19 protein-coding genes and 1 riboswitch are annotated in these 19,826 nt (G+C 73.9%); of the genes, 13 read left to right on the top strand and 6 right to left on the bottom strand.

Features of this window, described 5'->3' with window-relative positions:
• Positions 1-2 precede the first annotated feature (2 nt).
• From ABZW14_RS10150 to ABZW14_RS10125, 6 genes are all read left to right on the top strand, one after another.
• Complete coding sequence (locus ABZW14_RS10150; protein ID WP_355342859.1) at positions 3-1,226, top strand: cytochrome P450; 1,224 nt, start codon at positions 3-5, stop codon at positions 1,224-1,226.
• Complete coding sequence (locus tag ABZW14_RS10145) at positions 1,223-2,206, top strand: alpha/beta hydrolase (RefSeq protein WP_355342856.1); 984 nt, start codon at positions 1,223-1,225, stop codon at positions 2,204-2,206. Before ABZW14_RS10150 ends, ABZW14_RS10145 begins: the two co-directional genes overlap by 4 nt.
• Entirely contained in the window at positions 2,199-3,407 is a 1,209-nt protein-coding gene (locus ABZW14_RS10140; protein ID WP_355342853.1) for an alpha-hydroxy acid oxidase, read from the top strand. Before ABZW14_RS10145 ends, ABZW14_RS10140 begins: the two co-directional genes overlap by 8 nt.
• A 1-nt stretch (position 3,408) precedes the next feature.
• A complete protein-coding gene (locus ABZW14_RS10135; protein ID WP_355342850.1) occupies positions 3,409-4,722 on the top strand; it encodes a PLP-dependent aminotransferase family protein in 1,314 nt (437 codons plus the stop codon).
• A gap of 69 nt (positions 4,723-4,791) precedes the next feature.
• Positions 4,792-5,043, top strand: coding sequence for a hypothetical protein (locus ABZW14_RS10130; RefSeq protein ID WP_355342847.1), 252 nt, complete (start codon positions 4,792-4,794; stop codon positions 5,041-5,043).
• A gap of 41 nt (positions 5,044-5,084) precedes the next feature.
• A complete protein-coding gene (locus ABZW14_RS10125) occupies positions 5,085-6,740 on the top strand; it encodes a ribulokinase (protein ID WP_355342844.1) in 1,656 nt (551 codons plus the stop codon).
• A 591-nt stretch (positions 6,741-7,331) separates the two neighbouring features.
• On the opposite strand, the gene ABZW14_RS10120 is transcribed toward ABZW14_RS10125, so the two are convergent.
• The gene (locus ABZW14_RS10120; RefSeq protein WP_355342841.1) at positions 7,332-8,768 is read right to left on the bottom strand and encodes a glycine hydroxymethyltransferase; all 1,437 of its coding nucleotides are present in this window, start codon (positions 8,766-8,768) and stop codon (positions 7,332-7,334) included.
• Positions 8,769-8,786: 18 nt separating this feature from the next.
• A riboswitch (ZMP/ZTP riboswitch) is annotated at positions 8,787-8,876 on the bottom strand.
• A gap of 136 nt (positions 8,877-9,012) precedes the next feature.
• On the opposite strand from ABZW14_RS10120, the gene ABZW14_RS10115 reads away from it, so the two are divergent.
• A complete protein-coding gene (locus ABZW14_RS10115; protein WP_355342838.1) occupies positions 9,013-9,819 on the top strand; it encodes an SDR family NAD(P)-dependent oxidoreductase in 807 nt (268 codons plus the stop codon).
• A 61-nt stretch (positions 9,820-9,880) separates the two neighbouring features.
• Here ABZW14_RS10115 and ABZW14_RS10110 read toward each other — a convergent pair whose 3' ends face one another.
• The 4 genes from ABZW14_RS10110 to ABZW14_RS10095 all read right to left on the bottom strand — a co-directional run bounded on the left by ABZW14_RS10110 (position 9,881) and on the right by ABZW14_RS10095 (position 13,703).
• Positions 9,881-10,381: a hemerythrin domain-containing protein gene (locus ABZW14_RS10110; protein WP_355342835.1), complete on the bottom strand. Its 501-nt coding sequence runs from the start codon at positions 10,379-10,381 to the stop codon at positions 9,881-9,883.
• A 107-nt stretch (positions 10,382-10,488) separates the two neighbouring features.
• Positions 10,489-11,976, bottom strand: a complete 1,488-nt coding sequence (locus ABZW14_RS10105; protein WP_355342832.1) for a S8 family serine peptidase — start codon at positions 11,974-11,976, stop codon at positions 10,489-10,491.
• A gap of 148 nt (positions 11,977-12,124) precedes the next feature.
• The gene (locus ABZW14_RS10100) at positions 12,125-12,988 is read right to left on the bottom strand and encodes an NAD(P)H-hydrate dehydratase (RefSeq protein WP_355342829.1); all 864 of its coding nucleotides are present in this window, start codon (positions 12,986-12,988) and stop codon (positions 12,125-12,127) included.
• Positions 12,972-13,703, bottom strand: a complete 732-nt coding sequence (locus tag ABZW14_RS10095) for a histidine phosphatase family protein (protein WP_355342826.1) — start codon at positions 13,701-13,703, stop codon at positions 12,972-12,974. Before ABZW14_RS10095 ends, ABZW14_RS10100 begins: the two co-directional genes overlap by 17 nt.
• A 136-nt stretch (positions 13,704-13,839) precedes the next feature.
• On the opposite strand from ABZW14_RS10095, the gene ABZW14_RS10090 reads away from it, so the two are divergent.
• The 3 genes from ABZW14_RS10090 (at position 13,840) to ABZW14_RS10080 (ending at position 15,558) form a co-directional block, all read left to right on the top strand.
• Positions 13,840-14,070, top strand: coding sequence for a hypothetical protein (locus ABZW14_RS10090; protein ID WP_355343154.1), 231 nt, complete (start codon positions 13,840-13,842; stop codon positions 14,068-14,070).
• Between the two features lie 139 nt (positions 14,071-14,209).
• Positions 14,210-14,539, top strand: a complete 330-nt coding sequence (locus tag ABZW14_RS10085) for a hypothetical protein (RefSeq protein ID WP_355342823.1) — start codon at positions 14,210-14,212, stop codon at positions 14,537-14,539.
• Positions 14,540-14,583: 44 nt separating this feature from the next.
• Positions 14,584-15,558, top strand: a complete 975-nt coding sequence (locus tag ABZW14_RS10080) for a DNA primase small subunit domain-containing protein (RefSeq protein WP_355342820.1) — start codon at positions 14,584-14,586, stop codon at positions 15,556-15,558.
• 4 nt (positions 15,559-15,562) lie between these two features.
• Here ABZW14_RS10080 and ABZW14_RS10075 read toward each other — a convergent pair whose 3' ends face one another.
• Positions 15,563-16,069: an Lrp/AsnC family transcriptional regulator gene (locus tag ABZW14_RS10075; protein WP_355328111.1), complete on the bottom strand. Its 507-nt coding sequence runs from the start codon at positions 16,067-16,069 to the stop codon at positions 15,563-15,565.
• A gap of 72 nt (positions 16,070-16,141) precedes the next feature.
• Between ABZW14_RS10075 and pdhA the strand changes: the two genes are divergently transcribed.
• Genes pdhA through ABZW14_RS10060 form a run of 3 tightly spaced genes read left to right on the top strand, consistent with a single transcriptional unit; the run spans position 16,142 to position 19,733 of the window.
• Positions 16,142-17,347: a pyruvate dehydrogenase (acetyl-transferring) E1 component subunit alpha gene (pdhA, locus tag ABZW14_RS10070; RefSeq protein WP_355343151.1), complete on the top strand. Its 1,206-nt coding sequence runs from the start codon at positions 16,142-16,144 to the stop codon at positions 17,345-17,347.
• A complete protein-coding gene (locus tag ABZW14_RS10065; RefSeq protein ID WP_355342817.1) occupies positions 17,347-18,351 on the top strand; it encodes an alpha-ketoacid dehydrogenase subunit beta in 1,005 nt (334 codons plus the stop codon). The genes pdhA and ABZW14_RS10065 overlap by 1 nt, the downstream gene beginning before the upstream one ends.
• A complete protein-coding gene (locus ABZW14_RS10060) occupies positions 18,336-19,733 on the top strand; it encodes a dihydrolipoamide acetyltransferase family protein (protein ID WP_355342814.1) in 1,398 nt (465 codons plus the stop codon). Before ABZW14_RS10065 ends, ABZW14_RS10060 begins: the two co-directional genes overlap by 16 nt.
• Positions 19,734-19,826 lie beyond the last annotated feature (93 nt).

Here is a 19,826-nt window from a genome sequence, read left to right as displayed (position 1 = left end):
CTGTGGACGTCGACGAGATCCTGACCGGCCTGTACAGCGAGCAGGGCCGGCAGAACCCGTACCCGTGGTACGCCGCCCTGCACGAGCACGGGCCGATCAACACGGTCCCGAAGCGGGCCGAGCACAGCACCATCACCGCCGTGGCCGGCGGCTACGACCTGGTCGACCAGGTGCTGCGTGACCCGGGCTGGTACAAGGGCGCCCCGCCCGGCTGGCAGGACCAGGAGATCCTGCGCACCTTCCTGACCTCGATGATGTTCATCAACCCGCCGGACCACACCCGGATGCGGGCGGTCTTCGCCAAGACGTTCACCCCGCGCCGGCTGGGCGCGCTGGAACCGGTGATCGTGCGTATCGTCGAGGACCGCCTGGACCGGATGGCCGAGGCCGGCGCGGACGGCGCCGAGGTCGACTTCGTGGCCGACTTCGCGTACCCGGTCCCGGCGCTGGTGATGGCCGAGTTCATCGGCCTGCCCGAGGCGGACCTGGCCTGGTACCGCCAGCGGGTCGACTGGATCGACGAGTACATGGACGTGGCCGGCAAGACGCCGGAGCGGCTGGCCCGGGCCAACCAGGCCGCCGACGAGCTGCGCGGCTACTACCGCGAGCTGCTGGCCCACCGGCGGAAGCAGCCGGGCGACGACCTGATCAGCGGGCTGGTCGAGGTGCTGGACGCGGGCGGCGTCGAGCTCACCGAAGAGGAGCTGATCAGCAACCTCATCGTGCTGTTCAACGCCAGCTTCGTCACCACCGTCTACATGTTCAGCAACGGCCTGCCGCTCCTGCTGGCCCACCCGGACGTGGTCGCCGGGCTGCCCGGCGACGACGCGCTGGCCTGTGGCTGCGTGGACGAGGTGCTGCGGATGGAGAGCCCGGTGCACTTCCTGGCCCGCGCCGCGCCGCACGACACCGAGGTGGGTGGCGTGCCGGTCGGGCGGGACGAGAACGTGCTGCTGCTGATCGCCGCGGCCAACCGCGATCCGGCCCGCTTCCCCGACCCGGACCGCTTCGACCCGCACCGCGCGGGCCCGCCGTCGCTCGCCTTCGGGGTCGGCCTGCACTTCTGCCTCGGCTCGGCGGTGTCCAAGCTGGAGGGGCGGCTCGCCCTGCCTCGGCTCTTCGCCCGCTTCCCCGGGCTGGCGGTCACCCAGCCCTACTCCTACAGCGGCAGCCTCTTCCTGCGCGGCATCGACAAGCTCTTCGTGACCACGGGGGAGGCCCGATGACGCTCGACCCGCAGGTGGTCGCGTGGCGGGCCGCGCGCGCGGCCGCCGGCACCGCGCCCCTCTACACCCAGACCCTGGCCCAGGCCCGCGCCGCCGACCTCGCCGCGATCCGCGCCGGCGCCGGCGCGGTCGAGCCCGTGCACGAGGTACGCGACACGCAGGTCCCCGGCCCGGGCGGGCCGCTGCCGGTGCGGATCCACCGGCCGGCCGGCGACGGCCCGCTGCCCACGCTCGTCTACTTCTTCGGCGGCGGCTGGACCCTGGGCAGCGTGGACACGGCCGACGGCATCTGCCGCCGGCTGGTCAACCTCGCCGGCTGCCAGACGATCACCGTCGGGTACCGGCTGGCCCCCGAGCACCGCTTCCCGGCCGCCGTGGACGACTGCTACGCGGCGGTGCGGCGGCTGGCCGGGCACGCCGGGGAGTTCCGGATCGACCCGGACCGGCTGGCGGTGGGCGGGGACAGCGCGGGCGGCAACCTGACCGCCGCGGTCACCCTGCTGGCCCGCGCCGACGGCGACCCCAGGCTCGCCGCCCAGGTGCTGGTCTACCCGAACACCGACCAGCGGCCCGGCCGCGCGCCGGCCGGCGAGCAGGACCCGCTGCTGTTCAACCGGCACTCCGTCGAGTGGTACCGGCAGCACTACCTGGCCGACCCCGGCGACGCGGCCCACCCGCTCGCCTCGCCGCTGCTCGCCGAGGATCTCGCCGGCCTGCCCCCGGCGCTGGTCATCACGGCCGAGCACGACCCGCTGCGCGACGAGGGCGAGCGCTACGCCGAACGGCTGGCCGAGGCCGGCGTGCCCACCGAGGCGACCCGGTACGACGGCATGGTCCACGGCTTCTTCGCGATGCCCGGGGTGTTCGACGCCGGGAAGCGGGCGCAGGAACAGGTGGCCGTCTTCCTGCGGGCACGGTTCGGGCTCACCCCGGCCGGCGCGGCAACCGGCCCGGCGGCGGTGGGGCCGGACCATGGCTGACCTCCGGACGACCGCCACGGCGGCGCCGGTGTCCCACCCGGCGGACGTCGCGACGTCGGCCCCGACCTCGGACGGGTCCGCCGTCGAACCGGCGGCGCCGCGGCCCGGCGATCCCGCGTTCGTGCCGCCGGCCAGCCTGGCCGACTTCGCCGGGCTGGCCCGGGCCGCGCTCGCCCCCGAGGTGTGGGACTTCGTGGCGGGCGGCAGCGGCACCGAGACCACGCTCGTCGCGAACCGGACCGCCCTGGACCGGGTGGCCGTGCTACCCCGGATGCTGGCCGGGGTGGAGGTCCCGGCCACCGGGGCGCCGCTGCCCGGCGGCCGGTTCGCCCTGCCGGTGGCGGTCGCGCCGATGGCTTACCAGAAACTGCTGCACCCCGACGGCGAGGTGGGCCTCGCCGCGGCGGCCCGGGCGGCCGGCGTGCCCTACGTGGCCAGCACGCTGGCCAGCACGCCCATCGAGGAGGTCGCCGCGGTCGGCGGCACCGTCTGGTTCCAGCTCTACTGGCTCCGCGACCGCGGCATGGTGGCCGACCTGGTGGACCGGGCGCTGGCGGCCGGCTGCGCCGGGCTCATGGTGACCGTCGACGTGCCGGTGCTCGGCCGGCGGCTGCGCGACGTGCGCAACGGCTTCGCGCTGCCGCCGCACGTCACCGCCGCGAACCTGCCCGGCGGCCGGGACGACCTGGCCCACCAGGGCACGCCGGGGGTGTCCGCGGTGGCCGTGCACACCGGCGCCGTCTTCGCCCCCGCGCTGAGCTGGGCGGACCTGGCCTGGCTGCGGGAGCGTACCCCGGTGCCGTTGCTCGTGAAGGGCATCCTGGACCCGCGCGACGCGGTCCGTGCGGCGGAGCTCGGCGTGGACGCGGTGGTGGTCTCCAACCACGGCGGCCGGCAGCTCGACGGCGCGCCGGCCAGCGCAGCCGTGCTGCCCGAGGTGGTCGCCGCGGTGGGGGAGCGCTGCGCGGTGCTGCTCGACAGCGGCGTGCGCGGCGGCACCGACGTGCTGCGCGCGCTCGCCCTCGGCGCGGCCGGCGTGCTGGTCGGCCGGCCGCTGCTCTGGGCCCTGGCGGCCGGCGGGCGGGCCGGCGCGGAGGCGGCCCTGGCGCTGCTCGCCGCCGAGCTGCGCGACGCGTTGATCCTCAGCGGTTGCGCCGACCCGGCCGCCGCCCGCCAGCTGCGCACCCTGATCGGAGGCTGACGTGGAGCCGGTCGACCTGGCCGTGACGGCCCTGCACCCGAGCGTGGACGACCCCGCGCTGAACTCGATGAACTTCCTCAACGAGGTCGCGCAGCACTACCCCGACGCGGTGTCGCTCGCGGCCGGCCGGCCGTACGAGGAGTTCTTCGACTCGGCCGTGCTGCACCGGCACCTGGACACCTTCCGCCGGCACCTCGCCGACGACCTGGGCCTGAGCCGCGAGCAGGTCGACCGGACGCTGCTCCAGTACGGCCGGACCAAGGGCATCGTGCACGACCTGATCGCCCGCCACCTCGCCGTCGACGAGCAGCTCACCGTCGACCCGGAGGCGATCGTGGTGACCGTCGGTTGCCAGGAGGCCATGTTCCTGGTGCTGCGCGCGCTGCGGGCCGGGCCGCGGGACGTGCTGCTCGCGGTCGCCCCCACGTACGTCGGGTTGACCGGCGCGGCCCGCCTCGTGGACCTGCCGGTGCACCCGGTCACCGGCGGTCCCGACGGCATCGACCTGGCCGACCTGCGCGACCAGGTGCACCGTGCCCGGGCCGAAGGGCTGCGCCCGCGCGCCTGCTACGTGATGCCCGACTTCGCGAACCCCTCGGGCGTCAGCATGGACCTGGCGCACCGGCGGCGGCTGCTCGACCTGGCCGCCGAGGAGGACCTGCTGCTCCTCGAGGACAACCCGTACGGCCTGTTCCCGGCCGCCGGCGCCGAGCGGCTACCCACCCTCAAGGCCCTCGACACCCGCCGCCGGGTGGTCTACCTGGGCTCGTTCGCCAAGACCGTCCTGCCCGGCGCCCGGGTCGGCTACGTGGTCGCCGACCAGCGGGTGGCCGGCTCCGACGGCACGGTCGGCCCGCTCGCCGACCAGCTCGCCAAGATCAAGAGCATGGTCACCGTGAACACCTCGCCGATCAGCCAGGCGGTGATCGGCGGCGCGCTGCTGGCCCACGACTGCTCGCTGGTGGCGGCCAACACCCGGGAGCGGGCCGCGTACGCCCGCAACCAGCGGCACCTGGCCGACGGTCTGGCCCGGCTGTTCCCGGCCGGCGGGCCGGTGCGCTGGAACGTCCCGGCCGGCGGCTTCTTCGTGGTGGTCACCGTGCCGTTCCGCGTGGACGACGCGCTGCTGCACCGGTCGGCCCGCGAATACGGCGTGCTCTGGACCCCGATGGCGCACTTCTACGACGCCGGCACCCCGGTCAACGCGCTGCGGCTGTCGGTCAGCGCGGTCACCCCGCACCAGATCGACCTGGGCCTGGACCGGCTCGCCGCGCTGATCACCGACGAGCTGGCCACGGTGGGCGCCCCGGCCTGACACCGCACTGTCGTCGTTCCGCCACCACCCGTGTTCCCGGCCTGAGCGGCCACCGTTGATAATGGACGGATGGTTGCCTGGGAGTACGCGTTGCTGGTCCGCCGCTATCAGGGACAGGGCCGCAATTTCCACGTCACGTTCGTCTGGTACGGCCCGGACGGGTCGCGCAACGACGTGACCCCCTACGGCGACACCGCGATCGCGCACCTCAACCGGGTGGGCCGGGAGGGCTGGGAGCTGGTCTCCGCCGCCGAGGACGTGAACAACGTGCAGGGCAGCACTGAGGTCCACCGCTACCACCTCAAGCGCCCCCTGCGCTGACCGGTTAGCGTGATCCTCCCAGTTCGGGGGAGGAGCAGCGGGTGGGCCGGTACGTCGTCGGGGTGGACTTCGGCACGCTATCCGGCCGCGCCGTGGTGGTCGACGTGGCCGACGGCGCCGAGCGGGGCAGCGCCGTGCACGCGTACCGGCACGGGGTGATCACCGAGCGGCTGCCCGGCGGGCCGGCGCTGCCGCCCGGCTGGGCGCTCCAGGACCCGGCCGACCATGTGCAGGTGCTGCGCACCGCCGTGCCCGCCGCCGTCCGCGCCGCCGGGATCGACCCGGCCGAGGTGGTCGGCGTCGGCCTCGACGCCACCTCCTGCACGGTTCTGCCCACCCGCGCCGACGGCACCCCGCTCGCCGATCTGCCGGAGTTCCGGGACCGTCCGCACGCCTGGCCGAAGCTCTGGAAGCACCACTCGGCGCAGCGGCAGGCCGAGCGGATCAACACCCTCGCCGCCGCCCGCGGCGAGCCCTGGCTGGCCCGCTACGGCGGCCGGGTCTCCGCCGAGTGGCAGCTCGCCAAGGCTCTCGAACTGCTGGAGGAGGACCCGGAGGTCTTCCACCACGCCGAGCGCTGGGTCGAGACCGCCGACTGGCTGGTCCGGCGGCTCTGCGGGCGGGAGACCCGCAACGCCTCCGCCGCAGGCTTCAAGGGGCTGCGCCAGGACGGCCACTATCCGGCCCCCGACTTCCTCGCCGCGCTGCACCCGGAGCTGCCGGACCTGCTCGCGAAGACCGGCGACGGGCCCCTGCTGCCACCGGCCGCGCGGGCCGGCGCGCTGACCGCCGAGGCCGCCGGCTGGACCGGCCTGACCGCCGGCATCGCGGTGGCCGCCGGGGCGATCGACGCCCACGTCACCACGGCGGCGGCCCGCTCCGTCGCGCCCGGCCGGATGCTCGCCGTCCTCGGCACCTCCACCTGCCTGGTCATGAACGCCGAAGACTGCCACGAGGTGCCCGGCGTCTGCGGCGTCGTCGAGGACGGCGTCACGGCCGGCCGTTGGGGCTACGAGGCCGGGCAGAGCGGGGTCGGCGACATCTTCGCCTGGTACGTCGACCGTGCCCTGCCCGCCTCCTATGCACAGGAGGCCGCCCGGCGCGGAGTGTCCGTGCACGAACTGCTGGACGCGCTCGCCGCCGACCAGCCCGTCGGTGGCCACGGGCTGCTCGCGCTCGACTGGCACAGCGGCAACCGGTCGGTGCTCATGGACCACGAGCTGAGCGGCGTGCTGGTCGGGCTCACCCTGGCCACCCGGCCCGAGGAGATCTGGCGGGCCCTGCTGGAGGCGACCGCGTTCGGCGCCCGCATCGTGGTCGAGGCGTTCGAGGCCGCCGGCGTACCCGTCGACGAACTCACCGCCGCCGGTGGGCTCACCGCCAACCGGCTGCTGCTGCGCATCTACGCCGACGTGCTGCGCCGCCCGCTGCACGTGCTGGACGCCCGGCACCCGGCGGCGCTGGGCGCGGCGATCCACGCGGCGGTGGCCGCCGGGGCGTACCCGGATGTGGAGAGCGCGTCGGCGGCGATGGGCGCGCCGCGCCGCGAGACCTGGCACCCGGACCCGGCCCGCGCCGACGCCTACGACGAGCTGTACGCCGAGTACCGCGCCCTGCACGACCACTTCGGCCGCGGCGGCACCGACGTCCTCCACCGCCTGAACGCCCTCCGCCACCGCACCCACCGAACGCCCTGACCCCCCTCCTGGGAGGATCAAGGCGGGTCGTGACGCGATCCGTTGTGGAAGGTGAGCAGGCCAGGGTTCGTTGACGTGCGTGCGTGGGCTTGGAGTTGGTGACCGTGCTGCGGCGCCTCGACGCGTACGTCGACTTCACCCGTGCGGTCAAGGAGATTCACGCGGTGGCGACCCAGATGCTCCGCGACCACCGTCCCGGGTCCCGCCGGCCGCCACTGCCCCGGGCCGGCGAGGGGCGTGACCAGTTCTATCGCGCCGCCCGCGGCAGTGGGCGTCCGTGGGGGCTCGGTGGACCAGGCCCGGCAGCCGCTACCGAGACCGGGCCGAGCGGAGCCGTCGAAACTGGCGAACCGGCGCCGGCTCATCGAAAGCCGCAGGCCGACACCACCCGCCTGACCGCCGCCCGGCACGTACCCGCCCCCACCGCGTTGATCAAGAAGTTTGCGTCTGGAACGCGCTTACCCAAGACGCAAACCTCTTGATCAACACGTCCGGGCCGAGGCGGCCGCGCCGCGAGGGTGCGTAGGGGCGGGGACGGTGACGCCCCGCTCGGCCGGGGCCGGGCGGGGCGTCGGGGAGTGGGCGGGCCGGTCAGCCCAGGTCCACCGCCGGGTAGAGCGGGAAGCCGGTCAGCAGGTCGCTGGCCTGCTTGCTGATCGTCTCGGCCAGGGCCGGGTCGAGGACGTACTTGGCCTTGGACGGCGTGCCGTCCGCGTTCGCGCCCGCGGTGGTCTGGCTGAGCACGGTGTGGATCAGCTCGGCGGTGGTGTCCATCTCGGTGGCGCCGAGCCCGCGGGTGGTCAGCGCCGGGGTGCCGATCCGGATGCCCGAGGTGTACCAGGCGCCGTTCGGGTCCTGCGGGACGGCGTTGCGGTTGGTCACGATGCCCGAGTCGAGCAGCGCCTGCTCGGCCTGCCGGCCGGTGAGGCCGTAGCCGGAGACGTCGATGAGCACCAGGTGGTTGTCGGTGCCGCCGGTGACCAGCGTCGCGCCCCGGCGCAGCAGCCCCTCGGCGAGCGCCTGGGCGTTGTCGACGATGCGCTGGGCGTAGTCGGCGAAGTCGGGGCGGCGCGCCTCGGCCAGGGCGACGGCCTTGGCGGCCATCACGTGCGGCAGCGGGCCGCCGAGCACCATGGGGCAGCCCCGGTCGACCTGGTCGGCCAGCTCCGGGCCGCAGAGCACCATGCCGCCGCGCGGACCGCGCAGCGACTTGTGGGTGGTGGTGGTGACGATGTGCGCGTGCGGCACCGGATCGAAGTCGCCGGTGAAGACCTTGCCGGCGACCAGGCCCGCGAAGTGCGCCATGTCGACCATGAAGGTCGCGCCGACGGAGTCGGCGATCTCCCGCATGATCCGGAAGTTGACCTTCCGGGGGTACGCCGAGTAGCCGGCGACCAGGATCAGCGGCTTGAACTCGCGGGCCGCCTCGGCGACCCGGTCGTAGTCGATCAGGCCGGTGGCCGGGTCGGTGCCGTAGCTGCGCTGGTCGAACATCTTGCCGGAGATGTTCGGCCGGAAGCCGTGGGTGAGGTGGCCGCCGGCGTCCAGCGACATGCCGAGCATCCGCTGGTTGCCCAGCTCGCGGCGCAGCGCGAACCAGTCCGCCTCGGTCAGGTCGTTGACCTGGCGCACCTGGGCCTTCTTCAGCGCCGGGGACTCGACCCGGTCGGCCAGGATCGCCCAGAAGGCGACCAGGTTGGCGTCGATGCCGGAGTGCGGCTGCACGTACGCGTGGGCGGCCCCGAACAGCTCCTTCGCGTGCTCCGCGGCGAGCGCCTCGACGGTGTCGACGTTCTGGCAGCCGGCGTAGAAGCGGCGGCCGATGGTGCCTTCCGCGTACTTGTCGCTGAACCAGTTGCCCATGGCCAGCAGGGTGGCCGGGGAGGCGTAGTTCTCGCTGGCGATGAGCTTGAGCGACTCGCGCTGGTCGGCCAGTTCGGCTCCGATGGCGTCCGCCACCCGCGGCTCGACGGCGCGGATCACCTCCAGCGCGCTGCGGAAGGCGGTGGACTCGGCGTTCAGCGACATGCGACCTCCTGGTGACGTGCGGAAGGCCCAGGCGCTCGGCATGCGTCCTCATGACGGGACCGCTTCCCGATGGTTCTCCATCCCCACGCGCCAGTCACGGCCCGCGCCGATCCTACCGGGTGCGCCGGGGCCGGGCGGGCGCACCTCCGCCGCGTGCCGGTGCGGTTGGGCGGCCCGGGGCTGGGCAAACCCCAGGGCGAGGGGCCGGGCCGGGCGGTCCGCGTCCGGGAGAGGAGACACGAGGATGAGCACACCGACCACCGACCGTCCGCTCGCCGTGGTGACCGGCGCGTCCAGCGGCATCGGCTACGAGTTGGCCGCCCAGTTCACCGAGCACGGGTACGACGTCGTGGTGGCCGCCGAGGACCCGGGGATCGCCACGGCGGCACGGAACCTGCGCCGCGACAACGGCCCGGAGGCGTACCCCGTGCGGGTGGACCTCGCCACGCCCGACGGGGTGGAGCAGCTGGCGCGGGCCGTGACGGAGCTGGGCCGCCCGGTCGACGCCCTGGCGCTGAACGCCGGCCGGGGCGCCGGCGGGTACTTCGTGGGCGGGACCGACCTGGACGACGAGCTGAACATCGTCGACCTGAACGTGCGGTCGACCGTGCACCTGGCCAAACGCCTGGTGCCGGGCATGGTCGAGCGGGGCCGGGGGCGGGTGCTGCTCACCTCGTCGATCGCCTCGACCATGCCGGGGCCGTTCCAGGCGGTCTACAACGCCTCGAAGTCGTTCGTGCAGTCGTTCGCCGAGGGGCTGCGCAACGAGCTGAAGGACAGCGGGGTCACCGTGACGTCCCTGATGCCCGGGCCGACCGACACCGGGTTCTTCGAGCGGGCCCACATGGAGGACACCCGGGTCGGCCAGGGGAAGAAGGACGACCCGCGTGCGGTGGCCGAGGACGCCTTCGAGGCTCTCATGAAGGGGGAGCAGAAGGTCGCCGCCGGCTCGCTGCTCAACAAGGTGCAGACCGCCGCCGGCAAGATCGTCCCGGACCGGCTGAAGGCGGAGCAGCACCGGAAGATGGCCGAGCCGGGGTCGGGAAGCTGATCCGCGCGGACGAACGGCGGGACCCGGCCGAGGCCGGGTCCCGCCGTCACGTGGTGCCGGGTCAGGCGACGACGGCGTCCAGGGACTTCTTCAGCGCCTTGGGGGCGGTCGGGGTCTTCGGCGCCTTCGGGCGCAGGTCGATCATGCGCTGGCCGATCTCCTGGAGCTGGTTACGCCCGAGCGCCTCGCGGACCTTGGGGAACCACTCCTGCTCCTCCTCCTCGACGTGGTGCAGCACGTTCTCGATGAGCACCGTCGTCTTGGCGTTGAAGCGCTCGTCCTCGGCGTCCATGCCGAACAGTTCGAAGCAGAGCACGTCGGCGACGTGGTGCTCCTCGTACGACTCCAGGATGTCGTCCTCGACGTCCGGCACGAGCTTGCGGACCTCGGGGTACATCACCTCGTTCTCGAGGTAGGTGTGCACCGTCAACGCCTCGAGGATCTGCTTCACCAGCTTCTGCCGCTCGCTCGCCGGGCCTTCCTCGGCGTCCTGGAAGGCCTTGAACAGGCGGCGCATCTCCTTGTGGTCCTCCTTGAGCAAAACGATCGCGTCGGTGGACACCGGTACCTCCTAGAGTCGGTTGATGTGGCCCCCCTACCCCCGTCGCGACCAGGACAAACGAGTGGGGCCCGGCGACACGTCGCCGGGCCCCACCGTCGGTGCTACCCCTACTTGACCACGTTGTACGCGTCGACCATGCCGGCGCCGTAGAACGAGTTACGCGCCCCGCCGGAGCAGGTGGCGTCGTACAGGTTCGGGTTGGTCGCCGAGATCAGCGGCACCGGGTTGTAGACGCCCTCCGGGCAGGACTTCGCGACCGACGTGCGCTCCAGGAACGACGCCAGCTGGCCCGGGGTCATCCCCGGGTGCGCCGACAGCGCCAGCGCCGCGACGCCGGTGACGTGCGGGCCGGACATCGACGTGCCCTGCTTGTACCCCCACCCGTTGGTCCGGGTGGCGGTGTTGAAGGTGGTCGACAGGATGCCGTCGGTCGAGGTCGACCGCGCACCCTGGGTCCGGTACCGGGTGTCGCCACCCGGCGCCGTCACGTCCACCACGCCCTGGCCGTACGACGAGTAGTAGCTCTTCTCGCCGGTCGGACCGACCGCGGAGACGGTCACCACGCCCGGCGCCTCGGCCGGCAGGTCGAGGCAGGCGTTGGTGAGGTTCTCACGGTTCTCCGGCGTCCCGTTGTTCGGGCTGCCGGTGTCCGTGATCTTGTGGGCCAGGTCGTAGTTGGAGTTGCCCGCGGACGCCACGTTGAGCACGCCCTTGGACTGCGAGTAGCGGATCGCTCGCTGCACGGCCTGCCACACCGGACGCTGGCGGGCGTCGTTCTTGCAGTTCAGCTCCCACGGGTCGATGTAGTAGCTGTTGTTGGTCAGCTGCATCCCGTGCTCGGCGGCCCACACGAACCCGCAGACCGCAGCCTCCGGGAAGATGTAGCCGTCGTCGTTGACCACCTTGACCGCGGCGACCTTGACGCCCGGCGCGATGCCGGTCACGCCGACGCCGTTGACGGCGGCGGCGATGGTGCCGGCCACGTGGGTGCCGTGGTCGCTGTTGGTCGGGTTCCACGCCGACTCGGTGGTGTTGGTGACACCGCCGATGCAGGACGTGCTCTTGTCCTTGGCGATCTGGGTCGCCAGGTCCGGGTGGGTGCTGGAGATACCGCTGTCCAGCACGCCGACGACGACGTTCGCGTTGCCGCTGTTCACCGCGTGGGCCTGCGGCACGTGGATCATGTTCATGTCCCACTGCTGGCCGTAGAGCGGTTCCTTGGTCGGGTCGCCGGTGGCGGCGGCGACGTCGGCCGCGGAGACCTCCACGGTCTCGCCCTCGTCGAGGGCGGTGCCCAGGCCGGCGGTGGACGCGACCGACTCGACGCCCGCCCCCGCCACCTGGGTGGCGAAGTCCGGGTTGGTCGAGCGGACGACGAGCACGCCGATCTGGTCGTAGGAGGCCACGACGGTGCCCTTGGCGGCCGCCACGCGGGCGGCGGCCTTGCTGGTGTTGGCGCCCTGCGGGGCGAGGACCAGGTACGAGGTGTCCGGTCCGGCGGCCGCCGCCGGTGCCAGCCCGCCGGTGAGGGCGAGGCCGACGCCGAGCGTCGCCGCGGACGCGGCGGCCAGTGTCTTGCGACGGAGGTTCTTCACACAGACTCCCAGGGGGCCGATCCCGGCCGGAACCCACTCCCTGGCGGGGAGGGGACCGGCGGAAAACGAGCAGGGTGCTCGCCTTCGAGGGATCAGCGTAGGCAGCCGGTGTGGTGTTACACACACCTGAACGGTCAGACAACAACCGTCAGACGGTGGCCACCGTGTAGGGAATCTCGTCCAGCAGCTCGCGGGCCAGGAAGCCGATCCGGCCGTACCGCGGGACCAGGCGTTGCCCGCTCACCGCGTGGGCGAACGCGGCCCAGCAGGCGGCCTGGGCGGGCTCGGCGCCCCGGGAGAGCAGCCCCGCGAGCAACCCGGCCCGGACGTCCCCGCTGCCCGAGGTGCCCAGGCCGGCGTCGCCGCTCTCCTCCCGCCAGGCCCGCCCGTCGGGGGTGGCGATGTGGCCGTAGAGGGACACCACCGCGTCGTACCGGCGGGCCAGCTCGACCGCCTCGGCGTCGAGGTCGTCGCCGGGCTTTCGGTCGAGCAGGTGCCGCGCCTCGGTGAGATTGGGCGTGAGCACCACCTTGCGGCCCGAGCCGACCAGCAGGTCCGGCTCGTGGCTGAGCGCGCCGAGGGCGTACGCGTCGAGCACCAGCGCGGTCTCCCGGCCCGCCGCGTCGAGCACCGCGTGCAGCAGCGCCCGGGTGCTGTCGATGTCCTTGAGGCCGGGGCCGACCGCCACCACGTCCGCCTCGGCGACCAGGCCGTCGAGCAGGTCGCCCGGGTCGCCCCGGACCGCGCCGTCGTCGGTCTCCGGCAGGCCGATCACCAGCGCCTCGGGCACCTGGATGCTGAGCGCGGCGGCGGTGGACTCGGCGGCGGCCAGTTGCAGCACCCCGGCGCCGGCCCGCAGCGCGGCCACTCCGGCGAGCAGCACCGCGCCGGGGGTGAACCGGGACCCGCCGACCACCAGCACTGTGCCGCGGGCCTCCTTGCCGCCGGTCGGCACCGGCAGGGCCCAGTCCCGCAGCAGCGCGGGGGTGATGACCTCAGACCGGCTCGGCATGGACCTCGTCCTCCCTGGTCGGCCGCGCTCCCTGCCGGTGCAGGTGGGCGACGTCGTTGAACACGTCCGGGATCAGCCGGCCGGCGGGGTCGGCCGACCAGCCGGTGACCGAGCAGTTGGCGATGACGTGCTCGTGGGTGAGCGCCATCAGCTCCGCCTCGGTGAGCCCCTCCACGAGGTAGCGCAGCAGGAACACCAGCGCGTCGTGGCCGAACAGCAGCACCCGGCCGCCGGCGTGGTCCCGGCGGAGGTCGCCGAGGAGGGCGCGCAGCCGCAGCGCCACGTCGGTCCAGGACTCCCCACCCGGCGGGCGGTAGTAGAACTTGCCGAGCCGGGCCCGGCGTGCCGCCTCGCCGGGGTACCGCCGCGCGACGCCGTGGCCGGTCAGCCCGTCGAGGATCCCCAGCTCGCGGTCGCGCAACCGCTCGTCCCGGCTCGCCGGGACCCCGGTGCCGGCGAGGGCCAGCTCGGCGGTGCGCACCGCCCGCAGGTACGGCGACACCACCGCCACGTCCGGCCGTCGCGCCTCGGGCAGCCCGGCGAGCCACCGGCCGGTCGCCCGGGCCTGCTCCTCGCCGGTGGGCGACAGCGGCACGTCCGCGTCCCGGTGGGTCAGGTCGATCAGCTCGGCGCCGGACGCCTCGGCCGCCGTGGCCGCGACGTTCGCCGTGCTCTCGCCGTGCCGGACGATCCAGAGCGTTGCCAGTTCCGCCATGCGACCTCCGGTACCCGGGCGGTCCGGTGGGTAACCGTGTGGGCGGCGGGCCCGCCGGAGCGTGAACGGCGGCCGGGCGGGTAAGCGCGGTCGGCTACCGGAAGGCCGACACAGGGGGAGGTGTGCCGTGGCGACGATGGTCAAGGAGCCGATGAGCCCGGTCAAGGACAAGAACTACGACCTGATCCACGCGGTGCAGATGTCACTCCAGCACATCTGGCAGATGGAGACCTACATCGCCGACGCGGAGGACCGGGGCGACACCGAGCTCGCCACCTGGTTCCGCAAGATCCAGGAGAACAGTCGCAAGGCCGGCGACCAGGGCAAGAAGATGCTCGCCGACCGGCTCCAGAAGGAGAACGGCTGACCGTACGCCGGTGGCCGGGTGGGTGTGCGCCCGCCCGGCCACCGGCGTGTCCGGGCCCGCCGGGGCGGCGCGGGGTGGCATCGACCGGGCAGAATGTCGTCCGACGTGCCGGGGTGGGCCCGGTCCGGGGAGGCGACGCATGGCGACGGTCATCAGGGGTCTGCGGGAAGCGCTGGTGCTCTTCCTGATCGCGGTCGTGACGATCGGGATCGCGGTGGGCATCTGGGTGGGTGTCAGCGGCGGCGACTTCGTCCACCGGCTTGGCGTGGCGTTCATGCTGGTCGGCGCGGTGATCGGGATGACCGGCGACCTCACGCTGAGCCGCATCGGCATGCTCCCGGCCCGGTCCGCCTTCGGCCTGGCGCCGGAGCGCGAGAGCGCCGGCGGGGGACGGGTGCTCACCGGCGTCGGCATCTTCCTGTTCGTCTCGGTGCCGCTGATCATCGTCGGGGTTCTGCTGATCACGTGACGAGATCCCCGCGCCGGCACCGTGCGCGTCGTACGGTGTGAGGCGTGGCGACCACGGCGGCCGAGGAGATCCGGGTGGGGGAGCGGCTGGTCCGCGTCTCCAGCCCGGACAAGCCCTACTTCCCGGAGCGCGGACTGACCAAGCTGGACGTGGTCCGCTACTTCCTCGCCGTCGGCGACGGCATCCTGCGCGCGCTGCGTGACCGACCGACCATGTTAGAGCGCTGGCCGCGCGGCGTGTTCGAGGGCGCGAAGATCGCCACCCGGCAAACCAACAAGGGCGACGCGTTCTACCAGAAGCGGCTGCCGGCGGGGGCGCCCGACTGGGTGCGCACCGCGCACATCACGTTTCCCAGCGGCCGGACCGCCGACGAGGTGGCCCCGAGCGAACTGGCCGTGGTGATCTGGGCCGCCAACCTGGGCACCCTCCGGTTCCACCCCTGGCCGGTCTCGGCGGGCGACGTGGAGCGGCCCGACCAGCTCCGCATCGACCTGGACCCGATGCCCGGGGTGGACTTCGCCCAGGTGGTGCCGGTCGCCCACGAGGTGCGCGCGTTCCTCGACGAGCTGGGCCTGGTGGGCTACCCGAAGACCACCGGCGGCCGGGGCATCCACGTCTACCTGTCGATCGAGCCGCGGTGGAGCTTCGGTGACTGCCGGCGCGCGGTGCTGGCTCTGGGCCGGGAGATGCAGCGCCGGCTGCCGGACCTGGTGACCACCACCTGGTGGCGGGAGCAGCGGGACCGGCCGGTCTTCGTCGACTACAACCAGATGGCCCGCGACCACACCGTGACCTCGGCGTACTCGATCCGGCCCACCCCGCGGGCCCTGGTCTCCGCGCCGCTGGACTGGGCGGAGCTGGACGACGCCCGGCCCGAGGACTTCGACGTGGTGAGCCTGCCGGCCCGGTTCGCCGAGCGCGGCGACCCGCACGCGGGCCTCGACGAGCGCCGGTTCTCGCTGGAGCCGCTGCTGGAGCTGGCCGACCGGGAGGGCCTGGAGGCCCCACCGGAGCGGTAGGCGCTCACTGCCACGGGCTCAGCGTCCCGTCGAACTCCTCGAAGACCAGCCACGTCCGGGTCGACAGCACGCCGGCGATGCTCTGCACCCGGTCCAGCACCACGTCCCGCAGGGTGGCGTTGTCCGGCGCCCGCACCAGGGCCAGCACGTCGTGCTCGCCGCTGAGCAGCGCCGCGTGCTCTATGTAGCGCACCCGGGCCAGCTCGGCGGAGACCTCGCGCCAGGTGTTCTGCTCGATGGTCAGCGCGATGTACGCCGAGGTGCCCAGCCCGGCCGGCTCGGGCGCCACCTGGGCGCGGAACCCGGTGATCACCCCGTCGCGCAGCAGCCGCTCCACCCGCGCGTACGCGTTCGTGCGGGAGACGTGCACCCGTTCGGCCAGCGTACGGATGGAGAGCCGGGCGTCCTCGGTCAGCTCGCGCAGGATCCGCCGGTCGACCTCGTCGAGCGGCCCGGCCGAACGTCCCGTTCCGCCCGCCGTGCCCGGTGCGGTTCCGGTCTCCTGGCTCATGCCGCCCGCCTTCCCGTGCCATTCGTCCCGCGTTCATCCCGGATGTTGAGTCAATCATCCGACAGCAGGAGCATAGGGCCACCACACGTCCAGGAGGTCCCCGCCGTGACGACCACACCCGAGGCGGTCCGCAGGGCATCCCCGCGCACCCGCCGGCCGGCCACCCCGGCCGCCCCCGACCCGTCGGCCGGCCTGCTGCCGCGCTCCGAGCCGGTCCGGCTGCTGAACCCGGACGGCACCCCGCTGCCGGCCCGGGACGACTACCCGGAGCCGCCGGTCGAGGCGCTGCGCGAGATGTACCGCCGGATGGTCGTCGGCCGTCGCTTCGACGTGCAGGCCACCGCCCTGACGAAGCAGGGCCGGCTCGCCGTCTACCCGTCCTCCCGCGGTCAGGAGGCCTGCCAGGTCGGCGGGGTGCTGGCGCTGCGCGACACCGACTGGGTCTTCCCCACCTACCGGGAGTCCATGGCGCTCACCGCGCGTGGCATCGACCCGGTCGAGGTGCTCACCCTGCTCCGCGGCGACTGGCACTGCGGGTACGACCCGGCCGCCGTGCACACGGCGCCGCAGTGCACCCCGCTCGCCACCCAGTGCGTGCACGCCGCCGGGCTCGCCTACGGCGAGTCCTACCAGGGGCGGGACACCGTGGCGCTGGCCTTCATCGGCGACGGCGCCACCAGCGAGGGCGACTTCCACGAGGGGGTCAACTTCGCCGCCGTGTTCAAGGCCCCGGTCGTCTACTTCGTGCAGAACAACAAGTACGCGATCAGCGTGCCGCTGTCCCGGCAGACCGCCGCGCCGAGCCTGGCCTACAAGGGCGTCGGCTACGGCGTACCCAGCGAGCAGGTCGACGGCAACGACCCGGTGGCCGTGCTCGCCGTGCTGAACCGCGCCGTGGCGCACGCCCGCGCCGGTAAGGGTCCGTACCTCGTCGAGGCCCACACCTACCGGATGGAGCCGCACACCAACGCCGACGACCAGACCCGCTACCGGGACGCCGAGGAGGTCGAGGCGTGGCGGGACCGCGACCCGATCGCCCGGCTGGAGGCGTACCTGCGCAACCGGGGCGTGCTGGACGACGCCGCCGTCGCCGCGATCGCCGAGGAGGCCGAGGCGTACGCCGCCGCGCTGCGCGACCGGATGAACGCCCAGCCCGAGGTCGACCCGCTGAGTCTCTTCGACCACGTCTACGCGGAGCCGACCCCGCAACTGGTCGAGCAGCGCGAGCAGGTCCGGGCCGAGCTGGCCGCGGCCCGCGACGAGGAGGGGGACGCCTGATGGCCACCATGACCATGGCGAAGGCGCTCAACGCCGCGCTCGCCGACGCGATGCTGGACGACGAGCGGGTGGTCGTCTTCGGTGAGGACGTCGGGCAGCTCGGCGGCGTGTTCCGGATCACCGACGGGCTCCAGGCCCGGTTCGGCGACAAGCGGTGCTTCGACACCCCGCTCGCCGAGGCCGGCATCGTCGGCTTCGCCGTCGGCCTGGCCATGTCCGGGCTGCGCCCGGTGGTCGAGATGCAGTTCGACGCGTTCGCGTACCCGGCGTTCGAGCAGATCGCCTCGCACGTGGCGAAGCTGCGCAACCGCACCCGGGGCGCGCTCAGCGTGCCGATCGTCATCCGCGTGCCGTACGCCGGCGGCATCGGCGGCGTGGAGCACCACTGCGACTCGTCCGAGGCGTACTACGCGCACACCCCGGGCCTGAAGGTGGTGACCCCGGCGACCGTGGAGGACGCGTACTCGCTGCTGCGCGAGGCGATCGACGACCCGGACCCGGTCGTGTTCATGGAGCCGAAGAAGCTCTACTTCGGAAGCGCCGAGGCGGACCTGCCGGCCCGCACCGCGCCGTTCGGCACGGCCGTCGTGCGCCGCGCCGGCACCGACGCCACCCTCGTCGCGTACGGGCCGGCGGTGCCGGTCGCGCTGGAGGCCGCCGAGGCCGCCCGCGAGGAGGGCTGGGACCTGGAGGTGGTCGACGTGCGCACCATCGTGCCGTTCGACGACGCCACCGTCACCGCCTCGGTGCGGAAGACCGGCCGCTGCGTGGTGATCCAGGAGGCGCAGGGCTTCGCCGGGGTCGGCGCGGAGATCGCCGCCCGGGTCCAGGAGCGCTGCTTCCACGCCCTGCACGCCCCGGTGCTGCGGGTGTCCGGGCTGGACATCCCCTACCCGGCGCCCATGCTCGAGCACACCCACCTGCCCTCGGTGGACCGGGTGCTGGACGCCGTGGCCCGGCTCCAGTGGGACGACCAGCCGGACGAGCGGTGGGTGGCGGCATGAGCACCGCGACCGGGACCCGCGACTTCCTCCTGCCCGACCTGGGCGAGGGGCTGAGCGAGGCGGAGATCGTCGAGTGGCGGGTCGCCGTCGGCGACGTGGTCACCGTGGACCAGACGGTGGTCGAGGTGGAGACCGCGAAGGCGGTGGTCGACGTTCCCTGCCCATACGCCGGCCGGGTCGTGGCGCTGCACGGCGCGGCCGGTGAGGTCCGCCCGGTGGGCCAGCCGCTCCTCACGATCGCCCCGCTCGACGGCGCCGGTGGCGACGACCCGCACGCCACCTACCGCGAGGAGGAGCGGGCCGGCTCCGGCAACGTCCTGATCGGCTACGGCACCGGACACGGCGGCTCCGGCCGGCGGCGACGCCGCCCCCGGCTGGCCCTGGTCCAGGAGCCGGCGCCGGCGACCGCGTCCGCGACACCGCACCCGGTGGCCGCGTCCGCCCGGCCCGATCCGGTGGGTGCGGACCGTGCGGAGGCCGCGCCGGGCGCCACCGCCGGCACGGCGCCGCTGGTCATATCGCCGATCGTGCGCCGGCTGGCGAAAGAAAGCGGCGTGGAGCTGGCGACGCTGCACGGCACCGGGCCGGGCGGGGTCATCCGCCGGGCCGACGTGGAGGCCGCGCTGGCCGCCCGGCCCGCCGCCGTGCCGGACGCCCCCGCGCACGTCGGGCTGGCCCCCTCCGGCGACGGCGACGTGGTCATCCCGCTCACCGGCATCCGCAAGACCATCGCCGACAAGCTCTCCCGCAGCCGGCGGGAGATCCCCGAGGTGACCATCTGGGTGGATGTGGACGCCACCGGGCTGCTGGCGACCCGGGCCGCGATCAACGCCGCCACCCCGGACGCCCCGGTCAGCGTCCTGGCCCTGCTGGCCCGGATCTGCCTGAGCGGCCTGCGGAAGTACCCGCAGCTCAACGCCCACGTCGACACCGAGGGGCAGCGGATCGTCCAGTCGGCCGGGGTGCATCTGGGCATCGCCGCGCAGACCGACCGGGGCCTGCTGGTCCCGGTGCTGCGCGACGCCCAGCGGCTGACCACCCGGGAACTCGCCGCCGCCCTCGCCGAGACCACGGCGGCGGCCCGGGCCGGCACCCTGCCCCCGGCGCGGCTGACCGGCGGCACCTTCACACTGAACAACTACGGGGTGTTCGGGGTGGACGGCTCCACCCCGATCATCAACCACCCGGAGGCGGCGCTGCTCGGCGTCGGCCGGATCGTGGACAAGCCGTGGGTGGTCGACGGTCAGCTCGCCGTGCGCAAGGTGACCCAGCTCAGCCTCACCTTCGACCACCGCGTCTGCGACGGCGGGGTGGCCGGCGGCTTCCTGCGGCACGTGGCGGACTGCGTCGAGCAGCCCGCGCTGCTGGTGGCGAACGTCTGAGGCTCCGGCCCCGGCCACCCTGGTGGCCGGGGCCGCACCCCTGTTTCCCCGCCGCCGGACCGGGAAGACGAGCCCGGTCGCCGACGGGGAGGC

Origin of the sequence: Micromonospora sp. NPDC004551 (assembly GCF_040609975.1) — a bacterium.
Taxonomy (GTDB): Bacteria; Actinomycetota; Actinomycetes; order Mycobacteriales; family Micromonosporaceae; genus Micromonospora.
This window is presented reverse-complemented; position numbering and strand designations above follow the sequence as displayed.

Coding starts and splice junctions, on each gene's coding strand:
- ABZW14_RS10145 (WP_355342856.1), top strand. CDS start 1,223: ATGACGCTCGACCCGCAGGTGGTCGCGTGGCGGGCCGCGCGCGCGGCC.
- ABZW14_RS10130 (WP_355342847.1), top strand. CDS start 4,792: ATGGTTGCCTGGGAGTACGCGTTGCTGGTCCGCCGCTATCAGGGACAG.
- ABZW14_RS10100 (WP_355342829.1), bottom strand. CDS start 12,988: ATGCCGAGCCGGTCTGAGGTCATCACCCCCGCGCTGCTGCGGGACTGG.
- ABZW14_RS10085 (WP_355342823.1), top strand. CDS start 14,210: ATGGCGACGGTCATCAGGGGTCTGCGGGAAGCGCTGGTGCTCTTCCTG.
- ABZW14_RS10075 (WP_355328111.1), bottom strand. CDS start 16,069: ATGAGCCAGGAGACCGGAACCGCACCGGGCACGGCGGGCGGAACGGGA.
- ABZW14_RS10065 (WP_355342817.1), top strand. CDS start 17,347: ATGGCCACCATGACCATGGCGAAGGCGCTCAACGCCGCGCTCGCCGAC.
- ABZW14_RS10120 (WP_355342841.1), bottom strand. CDS start 8,768: ATGTCGCTGAACGCCGAGTCCACCGCCTTCCGCAGCGCGCTGGAGGTG.
- ABZW14_RS10090 (WP_355343154.1), top strand. CDS start 13,840: ATGGTCAAGGAGCCGATGAGCCCGGTCAAGGACAAGAACTACGACCTG.
- ABZW14_RS10115 (WP_355342838.1), top strand. CDS start 9,013: ATGAGCACACCGACCACCGACCGTCCGCTCGCCGTGGTGACCGGCGCG.
- ABZW14_RS10095 (WP_355342826.1), bottom strand. CDS start 13,703: ATGGCGGAACTGGCAACGCTCTGGATCGTCCGGCACGGCGAGAGCACG.
- ABZW14_RS10140 (WP_355342853.1), top strand. CDS start 2,199: ATGGCTGACCTCCGGACGACCGCCACGGCGGCGCCGGTGTCCCACCCG.